The sequence below is a fragment of the Hydrogenophaga sp. genome (assembly GCF_031426985.1).
GTDB lineage: Bacteria > Pseudomonadota > Gammaproteobacteria > Burkholderiales > Burkholderiaceae_C > Hydrogenophaga.
Window position 1 is genome coordinate 1 of sequence record NZ_JASJOY010000172.1, and the last position, 12709, is coordinate 12709.

General features: G+C 64.3%; 13 protein-coding genes. 11 read left to right on the forward strand and 2 right to left on the reverse strand.

What is annotated here, in order from left to right; genetic code table 11:
- From RMP09_RS18385 to RMP09_RS18430, 10 genes are all read left to right on the forward strand, one after another.
- Window positions 1-316 (forward strand): NADH-quinone oxidoreductase subunit H (locus tag RMP09_RS18385; protein ID WP_310567423.1); only part of this gene is annotated, 316 nt, incomplete at its 5' end.
- Window positions 317-331: 15 nt separating this feature from the next.
- Entirely contained in the window at window positions 332-865 is a 534-nt protein-coding gene (nuoI, locus tag RMP09_RS18390) for an NADH-quinone oxidoreductase subunit NuoI (protein ID WP_310567424.1), read from the forward strand.
- A gap of 23 nt (window positions 866-888) precedes the next feature.
- A complete protein-coding gene (locus RMP09_RS18395) occupies window positions 889-1527 on the forward strand; it encodes an NADH-quinone oxidoreductase subunit J (RefSeq protein ID WP_310567425.1) in 639 nt (212 codons plus the stop codon).
- Entirely contained in the window at window positions 1524-1832 is a 309-nt protein-coding gene (gene nuoK / locus RMP09_RS18400) for an NADH-quinone oxidoreductase subunit NuoK (protein WP_310567426.1), read from the forward strand. Before RMP09_RS18395 ends, nuoK begins: the two co-directional genes overlap by 4 nt.
- A 28-nt stretch (window positions 1833-1860) precedes the next feature.
- A complete protein-coding gene (nuoL, locus tag RMP09_RS18405) occupies window positions 1861-3903 on the forward strand; it encodes an NADH-quinone oxidoreductase subunit L (protein WP_310567427.1) in 2043 nt (680 codons plus the stop codon).
- Between the two features lie 13 nt (window positions 3904-3916).
- Window positions 3917-5392 carry an NADH-quinone oxidoreductase subunit M gene (locus RMP09_RS18410; protein WP_310567428.1) on the forward strand — a complete coding sequence of 492 codons (1476 nt, stop codon included), beginning with the start codon at window positions 3917-3919 and terminating at the stop codon, window positions 5390-5392.
- A gap of 30 nt (window positions 5393-5422) precedes the next feature.
- The gene (gene nuoN / locus RMP09_RS18415) at window positions 5423-6919 is read left to right on the forward strand and encodes an NADH-quinone oxidoreductase subunit NuoN (RefSeq protein WP_310567429.1); all 1497 of its coding nucleotides are present in this window, start codon (window positions 5423-5425) and stop codon (window positions 6917-6919) included.
- Window positions 6920-6981: 62 nt separating this feature from the next.
- Window positions 6982-7284: a DUF2818 family protein gene (locus tag RMP09_RS18420; RefSeq protein ID WP_310567430.1), complete on the forward strand. Its 303-nt coding sequence runs from the start codon at window positions 6982-6984 to the stop codon at window positions 7282-7284.
- 51 nt (window positions 7285-7335) lie between these two features.
- Complete coding sequence (locus RMP09_RS18425) at window positions 7336-7929, forward strand: NUDIX hydrolase (protein ID WP_310567466.1); 594 nt, start codon at window positions 7336-7338, stop codon at window positions 7927-7929.
- 8 nt (window positions 7930-7937) lie between these two features.
- Entirely contained in the window at window positions 7938-8408 is a 471-nt protein-coding gene (locus tag RMP09_RS18430; RefSeq protein WP_310567431.1) for a DUF1178 family protein, read from the forward strand.
- Window positions 8409-8475: 67 nt separating this feature from the next.
- Here RMP09_RS18430 and RMP09_RS18435 read toward each other — a convergent pair whose 3' ends face one another.
- Window positions 8476-9804, reverse strand: coding sequence for a Glu/Leu/Phe/Val dehydrogenase (locus RMP09_RS18435; RefSeq protein ID WP_310567432.1), 1329 nt, complete (start codon window positions 9802-9804; stop codon window positions 8476-8478).
- A gap of 131 nt (window positions 9805-9935) precedes the next feature.
- Window positions 9936-10913: a dipeptidase gene (locus RMP09_RS18440; RefSeq protein ID WP_310567433.1), complete on the reverse strand. Its 978-nt coding sequence runs from the start codon at window positions 10911-10913 to the stop codon at window positions 9936-9938.
- Window positions 10914-11112: 199 nt separating this feature from the next.
- Here RMP09_RS18440 and RMP09_RS18445 point away from each other — a divergent pair, with 199 nt between their 5' ends.
- Window positions 11113-12705: an ABC transporter substrate-binding protein gene (locus RMP09_RS18445; protein WP_310567434.1), complete on the forward strand. Its 1593-nt coding sequence runs from the start codon at window positions 11113-11115 to the stop codon at window positions 12703-12705.
- Window positions 12706-12709 lie beyond the last annotated feature (4 nt).

The window sequence follows — 12709 nt, forward strand, 5'->3', positions numbered from 1 at the left end:
CATGGGCTTCGCCATCTTCTTCCTGGCCGAATACGCCAGCATGTGGCTGGTGTCTATCCTGGCGGTGCTGATGTTCCTGGGCGGCTGGTTGCCGCCCATCGACAGCGCGCTGTTCAACTGGATCCCGGGATGGATCTGGCTGGGTCTCAAAACCTTCGTCGTCGTGTCCATGTTCATCTGGATCCGCGCCACCTTCCCCCGTTTCCGTTACGACCAGATCATGCGTCTGGGCTGGAAGATCTTCATTCCCGTGACCCTGGTCTGGCTGCTGCTCGTGGGCGGTCTGATGCAGACACCGTGGAACATCTGGAAATAAGCAGGGCGAACGATCATGTCCACCACCGCTGCCACCACGGCGTCTCCCAACGTCGTCGCGCCGTTCTCGATCGGCGATTTCTTCAAAAGCTTTCTGCTGGTTGAATTGTTCAAGGGCATGGCCCTGACCGGCCGCTACGCCTTCCGCCGCAAGGTGACGGTGCAGTTCCCGGAAGAAAAGACGCCGCTGTCGCCGCGCTTCCGTGGCCTGCACGCACAACGCCGTTATGAAAACGGCGAAGAGCGTTGCATCGCCTGCAAGCTGTGCGAAGCCGTCTGCCCGGCCATGGCCATCACCATCGAAGCCGCCCAGCGCGAAGACGGTTCGCGTCGCACGACGCGCTACGACATCGACCTGACCAAGTGCATCTTCTGCGGTTTCTGCGAAGAAGCCTGCCCGGTGGACGCCATCGTCGAGACGCAGATCCTGGAGTACCACGGCGAAAAGCGCGGCGACCTGTACTTCACCAAAGAGATGCTGCTGGCGGTGGGCGACCGGTACGAAACCGAGATCGCTGCGGCCAAGGCGGCGGACGCCAAGTACCGCTGAGCGCCCCGCGAAAGACAAGAACCATGGATTACCAGACCGGCTTTTTCTACCTCTTCTCGGCGGTGCTGCTGTTCGCAGCCTACCGGGTGGTCACGGCGCGCAACCCTGTGCACGCGGTGCTCTACCTTATGCTGTCCTTCTCCCAGGCCGCGGCCCTGTGGCTGATCCTCAAGGCCGAGTTCCTCGGTCTGACCCTGGTGCTGGTGTACCTGGGCGCGGTGATGGTGCTGTTCCTGTTCGTGGTCATGATGCTGGACATCAAGCTCGACGATGACCGCTGGGGCTTCTGGCAGAACTTCCCGCTCGCGGCAGCGCTGGGGGCCATCGTGGCGGCCGAAATCATCGCGGTGCTGTGGGTCGGTTTCCCGGCCATCAGTGCGCAGGCGCCGGCCGCCGTCGCGGCCGAGGCCTCGAACACCAAGGCACTGGGCAAGCTGCTTTACACCGAATACCTGTACGCGGTGGAGGTCGCCGCCGTGATCCTGCTGGTGGCCATGGTCACGGCCATCGCCCTGACCCTGCGCCAGCGCAAGGACAGCAAGGCCATCGATCCTGCGCTGCAGGTGCGTGTGCGCGCCGCCGATCGCCTGGTGGTGCTTCCGCTGGCCGCCACCCAACAACAAGCACCCGCAGTCGTGACTGCAGAGGAGGGCAAGGCATGAGCCTCACATTGGGACATTTCCTTTCGGTCGGCGCGGTGTTGTTCGCACTGTCGGTGGTCGGCATTTTCCTGAACCGCAAGAACCTGATCGTGCTGCTCATGGCCATCGAGCTGATGCTGCTGGCCGTCAACATGAACTTCGTGGCCTTCTCCCATTACCTGGGTGACCTGCACGGCCAGGTGTTCGTGTTCTTCATCCTCACCGTGGCGGCCGCCGAGTCGGCCATTGGTCTGGCCATCCTCGTGCTGCTGTTCCGCAACAAGGCATCGATCAGCGTCGAAGAACTCAACACCCTCAAGGGCTGACGCCAACACCCGACGAGGCAAGAACACCATGAGCTCCACACTATCTGCAAGCACCCTGCTGGCCGTTCCGCTGGCCCCCCTGGTGGGTTCGGCGCTGGCCGGCCTGCTGGGCACCACCTTTGGCGGCAACGTCATCGGCCGGCGCGCCTCGCACAGCCTGACCATTTTGGGCGTCCTGATCGCCTTCATCCTCTCAGCCATCACGCTCAAGAGCGTGGCCGTGGACGGTGCCCGCTTCAACGAGACCATCTACGAGTGGATGCGCGTCGGTGGATTGAAGATGGAGATCGGCTTCATGATCGACGGCCTGACCGCCATGATGATGGTGGTGGTCACCTTCGTGTCGCTGATGGTGCACCTCTACACCATCGGCTACATGGAAGAAGACGCTGGCTACAACCGCTTCTTCGCCTACATCTCGCTGTTCACCTTCTCCATGCTGATGCTGGTGATGAGCAACAACCTGCTGCAGCTGTTCTTCGGCTGGGAAGCGGTGGGTCTGGTGTCCTATCTGCTGATCGGTTTCTGGTTCAACAAGCCGACGGCGATCTTCGCCAACATGAAGGCCTTCCTGGTCAACCGCGTGGGCGACTTCGGCTTCATCCTGGGCATCGGCCTGATCGTGGCCTACACCGGCACGCTGAACTACTCCGAGGTATTCGCCAAGGCGCCCGAGCTCGGCGAGCTGGGCTTCCCCGGCACCGACTGGCTGCTGATCACCGTGATCTGCATCTGCCTGTTCGTCGGTGCCATGGGCAAGTCGGCCCAGTTCCCGCTGCACGTCTGGCTGCCGGACTCGATGGAAGGTCCGACCCCGATCTCCGCGCTGATCCACGCCGCCACCATGGTGACGGCCGGCATCTTCATGGTCAGCCGCATGTCGCCGCTGTTCGAGCTGTCGGAGACGGCGCTGAACTTCATCATGGTGATCGGTGCCATCACGGCGCTGTTCATGGGCTTCCTGGGCATCATCCAGAACGACATCAAGCGTGTGGTGGCCTATTCCACGCTGTCGCAGCTGGGCTACATGACGGTGGCGCTGGGGGCGTCGGCCTACTCGGTGGCGGTGTTCCACCTGATGACGCACGCCTTCTTCAAGGCCCTGCTGTTCCTCGCGGCCGGTTCGGTCATCATGGGCCTGCACCACAACCAGGACATCCGCTGGATGGGCAACGTGCGCAAGTACATGCCCATCACCTGGATCACCTCGCTGCTGGGCACGCTGGCACTGATCGGTACGCCGCTGTTTGCCGGTTTCTATTCCAAGGACGCGATCATCGAGGTGGTGCATTTCAGCAACCTCCCGGCCGCAGGCTTCGCGCACTTCGCGGTGCTGGCCGGTGTGTTCGTCACCTCGTTCTATTCGTTCCGCCTCTACTTCCTGGTGTTCCATGGCGCCGAGCGCTACGACCAGAACCCGGACGCCCACCATGGGCACGACGACCACCACGCGCACGACGACCATGGTCACGGTCATCACGATGCGGGCAAGCCGCACGAGTCGCCCTGGGTGGTGACGGTGCCGCTGCTGCTGCTGGCCATTCCGTCGGTGGTCATCGGTTACCTGACCATCCAGCCCATGTTGATGGGGGACTTCCTCAAGGACGCGATCCACATCAACCTGGAACTGCACCCGGCGATGGAAGTCTTCAAGGAAGAGTTCCACGGTCCGCTGGCGATGGCGCTGCATGCGTTCTCCACCGCGCCGTTCTGGCTGGCCCTGGCCGGTGCCGTGTCGGCCTGGTACATGTACCTGATCAACCCGGCCGTGCCCGCAGCCTTTGCGCGCGTACTCAAGCCGCTGATCACCGTGCTGGAGAACAAGTACTACCTCGACTGGTTCAACGAAAACGTGCTGGCCCGTGGCGCCCGCGCGCTGGGCACCGGTCTCTGGAAGGGCGGCGACCAGGGCGTGATCGAGGGCGGCGTGGTCAACGCCAGCTGGAAGCTGGTGGGCGCGGTGTCGTCTGTGGTGCGGCGCGCCCAGAGCGGCTTCCTCTACCACTACGCATTGATGATGATCGTGGGCGTGTTGCTGTTCATGACGTACTTCGTCTGGCTCGCCAAATAAGGAGAAGAACAAGATGGGTTTGCTGAGCCTTGCGATCTGGATGCCAATTGCCTTTGGCGTCGTGCTGCTGGCCCTGGGCCGCGATGAACACGCTGGCGCGGTGCGCTGGATTGCCCTGGTGGGCGCCATCGTCTCGCTGGCCGTGACGGTCCCCCTGTATGCCCAGTTCGAGCTGGGCACGGCCGCGATGCAGTTTGTCGAGAAGTCGCTCTGGATCGAGCGCTTCAACATCCACTACCACCTGGGCGTGGACGGTATCTCCCTGTGGCTGGTGCTGCTGACCGCTTTCATCACCGTGGTCGTGGTGATCGCCGGCTGGGAAGTCATCACCGAGCGCGTGAACCAGTACATGGGCGCGTTCCTGATCCTTTCGGGTCTGATGATCGGTGTGTTCAGTTCGCTGGACGCGATGCTGTTCTACGTTTTCTTCGAGGCGACGCTGATCCCGATGTACCTGATCATCGGCATCTGGGGCGGTCCGAACAAGATCTACGCGGCGTTCAAGTTCTTCCTCTACACGCTGATGGGTTCGCTGCTGATGCTGGTGGCCCTGATCTACCTGTACGTGCAGTCCGGTGGCAGCTTCGACCTCGCCACCTGGCACCAGCTGCCGCTGCCCGCCACGGCGCAGACCCTGCTGTTCTTCGCCTTCTTCGCCGCCTTCGCCGTGAAGGTGCCGATGTGGCCGGTGCACACCTGGCTGCCCGACGTGCACGTCGAAGCCCCCACCGGCGGTTCGGCCGTGCTGGCGGCGATCATGCTCAAGCTGGGCGCCTACGGTTTCCTGCGCTTCTCGCTGCCCATCCTGCCCGACGCCTCGCGCGAATGGGCCTGGCTGATCATCGGCCTGTCGCTGGTGGCGGTGATCTACGTTGGCCTGGTGGCCATGGTGCAAAAGGACATGAAGAAGCTTGTGGCCTATTCGTCTGTGGCACACATGGGCTTTGTCACCCTGGGTTTCTTTGTTTTCAGCGACCTGGGTGTCTCTGGCGGCATCGTGCAGATGATCGCCCACGGTTTCGTCTCGGCCGCCATGTTCCTGTCCATCGGCGTGCTGTACGACCGCGTGCACTCGCGCAACATCGCCGACTACGGCGGTGTGGTCAACACCATGCCCAAGTTCGCGGCCTTTGCCCTGCTGTTCACCATGGCCAACTGCGGCCTGCCGGGCACCGCAGGCTTCGTGGGCGAATGGATGGTGATCCTGGCCGCCGTCAAGGCCAATTTCTGGATCGGTCTGCTGGCCGCTTCGGCCCTCATCTTTGGTGCCGCCTATTCGCTGTGGATGTTCAAGCGTGTGTACCTGGGCGCGCCGGGCAACCACCACGTCAAGGAACTCACCGACATCGGTGCGCGTGAATTCCTGGTCATGGGCTTGCTGGCCATCGCGGTGCTCTACATGGGCGTGTACCCCAAGCCTTTCACCGACGTGATGGACGCTTCCGTGGCCGAGCTGCTGCGCCATGTGGCCGTGTCCAAACTGCACTGAGCCCCGACCTAGAGATAAGCGAGTTTTGACATGAACGACAACCTTGGCTGGGTCGTGGCCTACCCTGAAATCCTCTTGCTGGTCATGGCCTGCGTGATCGCGCTGGTCGACCTGTTCGTCAAGAGCCCCCTGCGCGGCGCAACGCACGCCCTGACGCTGCTGACCCTGGCGGGCCTGGCCCTGCTCACCGGCCTCTACGCCAGTTCCGGCCAGGTGGCCGTGGGCTTTGGTGGCATGGTCATCAGCGACCCCATGGGCAACTGGCTCAAGTGCTTTGCCTCGATCGCCCTGATGGCGACCCTGACCTACGGCCGTGCCTACGCAGGCCAGCGCGACATGCTGCGTGGTGGCGAACTGTTCACCCTGTCGCTGTACGCGCTGCTGGGCATGTTCATCATGATCTCCGGCCACAACCTGCTGGTGATCTACCTGGGTCTGGAACTGCTCACGCTGTCTAGCTATGCGCTGGTGGCCTTGCGCCGCGACGATGGGCAAGCCATCGAAGCCGCCATGAAGTACTTCGTGCTGGGCGCGCTGGCGTCGGGTTTCCTGCTCTACGGCATGTCGCTGATCTACGGTGCCACCGCGACCCTGGACCTGGCCGAGGTGGTGCGCGCCATCGCCGGTGGTGACCAGACCCTGGCCGGCTCGCCGCGCGTGCTGATGCTGGGCCTGGTGTTCCTGGTGGCCGGCCTGGCCTTCAAGCTCGGTGTGGTGCCTTTCCACATGTGGGTGCCCGACGTGTACCACGGTGCCCCGACCGCCGTCACGCTGATGATCGGTGGTGCGCCCAAGCTGGCGGCCTTTGCCATCGTCATCCGCCTGCTGGTGCAGGGCCTGCTGCCCATGGTGGTGGACTGGCAGCAGATGCTGGCCGTGCTGGCCGTGATGTCGCTGCTGATCGGCAACCTGGCCGCCATCGCCCAGACCAGCCTCAAGCGCATGCTGGCGTTCTCGACCATCGCGCAGATGGGCTTCATGCTGCTGGGTCTGCTGGCGGGGGTGTCGGGCGGGCAGGGCGGCAACATGGCCAACGCCTACGGTTCGTCCATGTTCTATGTGGTGAGCTACGTGCTGACCACGCTGGGCACCTTCGGCGTCATCCTGCTGCTCTCGCGCCAGGGCTTCGAATCCGACAACATCAGCGATCTGGCCGGCCTGAACCAGCGCAGCCCGCTGTACGCCGGCGTCATGGCGGTCTGCATGTTCTCGCTGGCGGGTGTGCCGCCGCTGGTGGGTTTCTACGCCAAGCTGTCGGTGCTGCAGGCCCTGCTGGCTTCCCCGCAACCTTTCTACATCGGTCTGGCCGTGTTCGCCGTGCTGATGTCGCTGATCGGTGCGTTCTACTACCTGCGTCTGGTCAAAGTCATGTACTTTGATGCGCCCACGCAGACGGCCGTCATCGAAGCCGGCGCCGATGTGCGCACCGTGCTCTCGCTCAACGGTGGCCTGGTGCTGGCTCTGGGCATCCTGCCCGGCGGTCTGATGGCGCTGTGCGCCCAGGCGATCGCTGCGCTGATCGTCTGATTTCGCACCCGCTGCCGCTGATGCCGGGAACCTCGGCGCCAGCGGTGGCTCACAACCGCGTCATGTCCCATACCCTGTCTGTCTGGCTGGTCATCGCAGCCGCCATCGTGGGGGCGAACCTGCCCTTCCTCAACAGCCGCTGGCTGGCGGTGATCCCGCGCCAGGGACGCAAGACCCTCTGGATGCACGCGGCCGAGTTGCTGCTGTTGTACCTGTTGGTCGGTGGTCTCGGGCTGGCGCTGGAGCAGTCGGGTGGGCAGATTTACCCGCAAGGCTGGGAGTTCTACGCCACCACCGGCGCGCTCTTCCTCACGCTTGCTTTCCCGGGTTTCGTCTACCGTTACCTGTTCCACCGCCGCGGTTGAACACGGCGGGGGCGCTGTGCTGCACCGCCCACCATCGGGCCGACTGACATGATGGACGACCAACACCTGCGCGAAACGCCGGTTGCGCGCACCGAATTGCTGCGAGGCCATTTCCTGCACGTCGTGCGCGACACGGTGCGGCTGCCTTCGGGGAACGAAGCGACGCGTGAATACGTCCTGCACCCCGGCGCGGTCATGGTCATCGGCCTGCTGGACGATGGCCGGGTGGTGATGGAGCGCCAGTTCCGCCACCCCATGCGGGCGGTGATGATCGAGTTCCCTGCGGGCAAGCTCGACGCAGGTGAAGCCAGCCTGGCCTGTGCGCAGCGCGAGTTGATCGAAGAAACCGGCTACCGCGCACGCGAATGGGCTTTTGCCGGGCGCCTGGCCCCGACCATCGCCTATTCGGACGAAATCATCGACATCTGGTTTGCCCGCGGCCTCACCCTGGGTGATCGCCGCCTGGACGACGAAGAGTTCCTCGATGTCTTCACCGCCGACCCGGCGGAACTGACGCAGTGGTGCCGCAGCGGCGAAGTGATCGACGGCAAGACCCTGATCGGCTCGATGTGGTTGAACAATGTGATCAGCGGGGCATGGACGCTCGACTGGTCGGGCACCCCGCCGGCGGACGCTGTCCGATAATCGGGGGCATGAAAGTCCTCAATCTGCAATGCGCGCACCAGCATGGGTTTGAAGGCTGGTTCGCCTCCGAAGACGACTTCACCAACCAGCTCTCGCGGGGGCTGGTGAGCTGCCCGATGTGTGGCGATGCGCAGATCCAGAAGATGCTCTCGGCGCCGCGCCTGAACCTGCGCGCCGGCCGGGACGACAAACCGACCGCCGCGCCCGCGGAAGGTGCGGGCAGCGTCGAACTGGGGCTTCCCGCACCCGGGACCCCGTTGCAGGCCCAGCTGCTCAGGGCCATGCGCCAGGTGCTGGCGCAGACCGAAGACGTCGGTGACCGTTTTGCCGATCAGGCGCGGGCGATGCACCACGGAGACATCGACCAGCGCAACATCCGGGGCCGCACCAGCCCCGAGGTGGCGATGGAACTGATCGAAGAGGGCATCGAGGTGATGCCGCTGCCTTCCATGCCGGCGCTGAAAGAAACCCTGCAATAAGGCGTGCGCCCGGATCAAAAAAAAGCCCCGCATGCGGGGCTTTTTTGCTCGATGACCTGTGTCCGGGTCAGGGGTACAGACCACGCAGGTCGCGCGCGTGCAAGATGCGCTTGCAGGCGACGATGAAGGTCGCGGTGCGCAGGCTGACCTTGTTGTCCTGGGCCACTTGCCACACGGCGGCGAACGCGCCTTTCATGATGCGCACCAGGCGTTCGTTGATCTCGTCCTCGCTCCAGAAGAAGCTGGAGAAGTCCTGCACCCACTCGAAGTAGCTCACGGTCACGCCGCCAGCGTTGGCGATCACGTCGGGCAGCACCAGGATGCCGCGGTCGTGCAGGATGTCGTCGGCCTGCGGCGTGGTCGGTCCGTTGGCGCCTTCGATGATCATCTTGGCCTGGATGCGGCCGGCGTTGGCTTCGGTGATCTGCTGCTCTAGTGCGGCCGGGATCAGGATCTCGCAGGGCACGCCCCAGAAGGCGTCGTTGTCGATCACATCGCCACCCGGGAAGCCGGCCACGGTGCCGGCGCGGGCCACGTGAGCCAGCAGGGCCGGCACATCCAGGCCCGATTCGCGGTAGAGGGATCCACCGTGGTCCTGCACCGCGACCACCTTGGCGCCGGCTTCGGCGAACAGCTTGCCGGCGACACCGCCGACGTTGCCGAAACCCTGCACCGCCACGCGGGCCTTGGAGATGTCCATGCCGATGTGTTTGGCCGCTTCGGTGCCGACGGTGAAAACACCACGGCCGGTGGCCTCGCGCCGGCCCAGCGAGCCGCCCAGATCCACCGGTTTGCCGGTGACCACGCCCGTGGCGGTGGAGCCTTCGTTCATGGAATACGTGTCCATCATCCAGGCCATGACCTGTTCGTTGGTGTTCACGTCGGGCGCGGGAATGTCCTTGGTCGGGCCGATGATGATGCCGATCTCGCTGGTGTAGCGGCGGGTGATGCGTTCGAGCTCACCCATCGACAGCTGGCGCGGGTCGACGCGGATGCCGCCCTTGGCGCCGCCGTAGGGCACGTTGACGGCCGCGTTCTTGATCGACATCCAGGCCGACAGCGCCATCACTTCGGACAGTGTCACGTTCTGGTGGAAGCGCACGCCGCCTTTGCCCGGGCCGCGGCTGGTGTTGTGCTGCACGCGGTAGCCCTCGAAGTGGGCAATGGTGCCGTCGTCCAGGTGGATGGGCACGTCCACGATCAGGGTGCGCTTGGGGCGCTTGAGGGTGTCGATCCAGCGCGCCAGGCTGCCCAGGTAGGGGGCGACGCGGTCGACCTGTTGCAGGTAAATGCCCCAGGGGCCGAGGTTGTTCGGGTCGAGGTAGGAGGGCAGGGCGCTGGTGAAGGCCGCCGGGCTGTTGGCCGCGGCGCCGGCCGGATGCGGTGCTTGTGACATGGCGAAGGTTCCTGGTGGTTTGTCTCATCGAGCCCGGGTGGGGTCGATGGGCGCGACTGTACGGATCCTGGGTGGGGCCTGTCCAAGGCTGAGTTGCCATCTGGTTATGCGTTTGATGCATAACCAGGTTTTCAGGCCCGGGCCGCCCCCCAGACCTGTTGCGCCACACGCACCATGTTGTCGCCCAGCACGGCCCGCACCTCGCGGTCGTTCATGCCCGTGGCCTGCAAGGCTTCGGGCAGGGCCCGCCAGCTGTCCAGCGGGGCGTAGCGCATCTGGCTGATGCCCTGTCCGTAGCCTGCGCTGGCGGGCCACCAGAACCCGGGGTCGAAGTCGCCGGGCGGGTCGTCGTTCAGGCCGGGTTCGCTGAAACCGATGTCCAGGCCCAGGCCCACATGGTCGGTACCCACGAGCGCGGCCACGTAGGCCACATGGCCGGCGATGTCCCGCGCCGTGGGGGTTTCGGTGCCCAGGAAGCGCGACACACCGGAGATGCAGACCACACCCCCGGTGGCGGCGCAGGCGCGGATCTGCTCGTCGGTGATGTTGCGGCCGTGCTCGGCCAGGGCCAGCGGGTTGGCGTGGCTGAAGATCACGGGGTGGCGCGAGCAAGCCATGATGTCCAGCGTGCTGCGGCGCTCGGTGTGGGCGCAGTCCATGAGCACGCCGGCGTCGTTGACGGCGTCGACCATGCGCCGGCCCAAGGCTGTCAGGCCCTGCGGCGTGTCGTGGCAGCCGCCGGCCACGGCGTTGTTGCGGTTGTAGGCAAAGTGCATCTGGCGCACGCCCAGCTCGCTGAACAGGGCCACCATTTCGGGGCGTTCCTGCAGGGGCAGGGCCCCTTCCAGATCGAAGCCGATGGCCAGTTGCCCGGCGGCGCGCGCCTGCTCGATGTCCTCCACATGGCGCACCAGGCGGTAGCGTTCGGGCTGGGCCGTCAGGCGGGCGCGGAAGCTGGCCAGCACCGGCAGGATCTGCGCGAGCGGGTTCATGTCCATGCCCACGTTCAGGCACGCGTAATGCACGCCGGCGGCGCGGTAACGCTCCAGCGGCTCGAACGAGGCGTCGGGGTGCAGGGGCAGACAGGTGTGGGATTCCCAGCGGAGCATGGTGAGTTTTTGGGGTGGGGATGGATGCAGGCGTGGCACCGATTTTGCGAGCATTGACCGGTGTCAAGTGGTGCCTGCGTTTTCCATGGGTGGCACCACCCTGGGTGACAACAGTGTGACCTTTTGTACCCATAATGCCGTTCACCGGATGGGGGCCGCGTCCTGCCGCCCCTGCCACAACCAATTCAAAGGATGACGCATGTTTGCAATGAAGAAGCTGGTGACAGTCCTGGGTCTGTCCGCGGTGGCCATGGCCTCGCAGGCGGCCGGCACGCTGATCTATTGTTCCGAAGGCAGCCCTGAAGGGTTCGACACCGCGCAGTACACCGGTGGCAACACCTTCGACGCCGCCGGCCATGCCATGTTCAACCGCCTGACGCAGTTCAAGAAGGGTGGCACCGACGTCCAGCCCAGCCTGGCCGAGTCCTGGACCATTTCCGCCGACGGCCTGACCTACACCTTCAAGCTGCGCAAGGGGGTCAAGTTCCACACCACCGACTACTTCAAACCCGGCCGCGACATGACGGCCGATGACGTGATCTTCACCATCGAACGCATGGTCAACAAAGACCACGCCTTCAACAAGGCCTACCCGGCCCAGTTCCCCTACGCGTCCGACGTCGGCCTGGAGAGCAACACCGAGTCCGTCACCAAGACCGACCCGCTGACCGTGGTGCTCAAGCTCAAGAAGCCCGACCCGGATCTGCTGGTCAAGCTGGCCATGCCGTTCGCGTCCGTGCTGTCCAAAGAATACGCCGACAAACTGGTCGCCGAAGGCAAGGCCAGCATGATCAACCAGCAGCCGATCGGCACCGGTCCCTTCGTGCTGCGCCGCTACGAGAAGGACGCCCAGATCCGTTATGTGAAGCACAAGGACTACTGGAACGCCAAGAATGTGCTGGTGGACAACCTGATCTTCGCCATCACCACCGACGCCTCGGTGCGCTTCCAGAAGCTCAAGGCCGGCGAGTGCCACATCATGTCCTATCCCAAGCCGCAGGACATCGCCGCCATGAAGGCCGACCCCAACCTCAAGGTCGACACCGCCCCCGGCTTCAACATCGGCTACCTCTCGTACAACACCGAGAAGGCGCCGTTGAATAAGCTGGAGGTGCGCCAGGCCCTGGACATGGCGATCAACCGCAAGTCCATCATCGACGCGGTTTACCAGGGCCAGGGCCAGGAAGCGTCCAACCCGTTCCCGGCCTCGCTGTGGTCCTACAACAAGAGCCTGAAGAATGCCGCCTACAACCCCGAGAAGGCCAAGGCACTGCTGAAGAAAGCCGGCGTGGCCGAAGGCACGGAGATCACCCTCTGGGCCATGCCGGTGCAGCGCCCCTACAACCCCAACGCCAAGCTGATGGCCGAGATGATCCAGGCCGACTGGGCCAAGGTCGGCATCAAGGCCAAGATCACCCAGTACGAGTGGGGTGAGTACCTCAAGCGCATGAAGCAGGGCGAGCACGACACCGGCCTGATCGGCTGGACCGGTGACTACGCCTCGCCCGATAACTTCCTGGGCGTGCTGCTGACCTGCGAGGCCGTGGGTGGCTCCAACTACGCGCGCTACTGCAGCAAGGAGTTCGATGGCTACACGCTCAAGGCCCGCAACAGCACCGACCAGAAAGAGCGCACCGATCTCTATATGAAGGCGCAGGCCGTGTTCAAGAAGGATCTGCCGTGGTCGACGATCGCGCATTCGACCACCAACCAGCCGATGCGCAAGGGCGTGAACGGCTTCCTCATCAGCCCGCTGGGCGACTACAACTTCGAAGGTGTGAGCGTTAAGTAAGGCC

Coding starts and splice junctions, on each gene's coding strand:
- RMP09_RS18435 (WP_310567432.1), bottom strand. CDS start 9,804: ATGTCACAAGCACCGCATCCGGCCGGCGCCGCGGCCAACAGCCCGGCG.
- RMP09_RS18440 (WP_310567433.1), bottom strand. CDS start 10,913: ATGCTCCGCTGGGAATCCCACACCTGTCTGCCCCTGCACCCCGACGCC.
- RMP09_RS18410 (WP_310567428.1), top strand. CDS start 3,917: ATGGGTTTGCTGAGCCTTGCGATCTGGATGCCAATTGCCTTTGGCGTC.
- RMP09_RS18420 (WP_310567430.1), top strand. CDS start 6,982: ATGTCCCATACCCTGTCTGTCTGGCTGGTCATCGCAGCCGCCATCGTG.
- nuoK (WP_310567426.1), top strand. CDS start 1,524: ATGAGCCTCACATTGGGACATTTCCTTTCGGTCGGCGCGGTGTTGTTC.
- RMP09_RS18395 (WP_310567425.1), top strand. CDS start 889: ATGGATTACCAGACCGGCTTTTTCTACCTCTTCTCGGCGGTGCTGCTG.
- nuoI (WP_310567424.1), top strand. CDS start 332: ATGTCCACCACCGCTGCCACCACGGCGTCTCCCAACGTCGTCGCGCCG.
- RMP09_RS18425 (WP_310567466.1), top strand. CDS start 7,336: ATGGACGACCAACACCTGCGCGAAACGCCGGTTGCGCGCACCGAATTG.
- nuoN (WP_310567429.1), top strand. CDS start 5,423: ATGAACGACAACCTTGGCTGGGTCGTGGCCTACCCTGAAATCCTCTTG.
- RMP09_RS18445 (WP_310567434.1), top strand. CDS start 11,113: ATGTTTGCAATGAAGAAGCTGGTGACAGTCCTGGGTCTGTCCGCGGTG.
- nuoL (WP_310567427.1), top strand. CDS start 1,861: ATGAGCTCCACACTATCTGCAAGCACCCTGCTGGCCGTTCCGCTGGCC.
- RMP09_RS18430 (WP_310567431.1), top strand. CDS start 7,938: ATGAAAGTCCTCAATCTGCAATGCGCGCACCAGCATGGGTTTGAAGGC.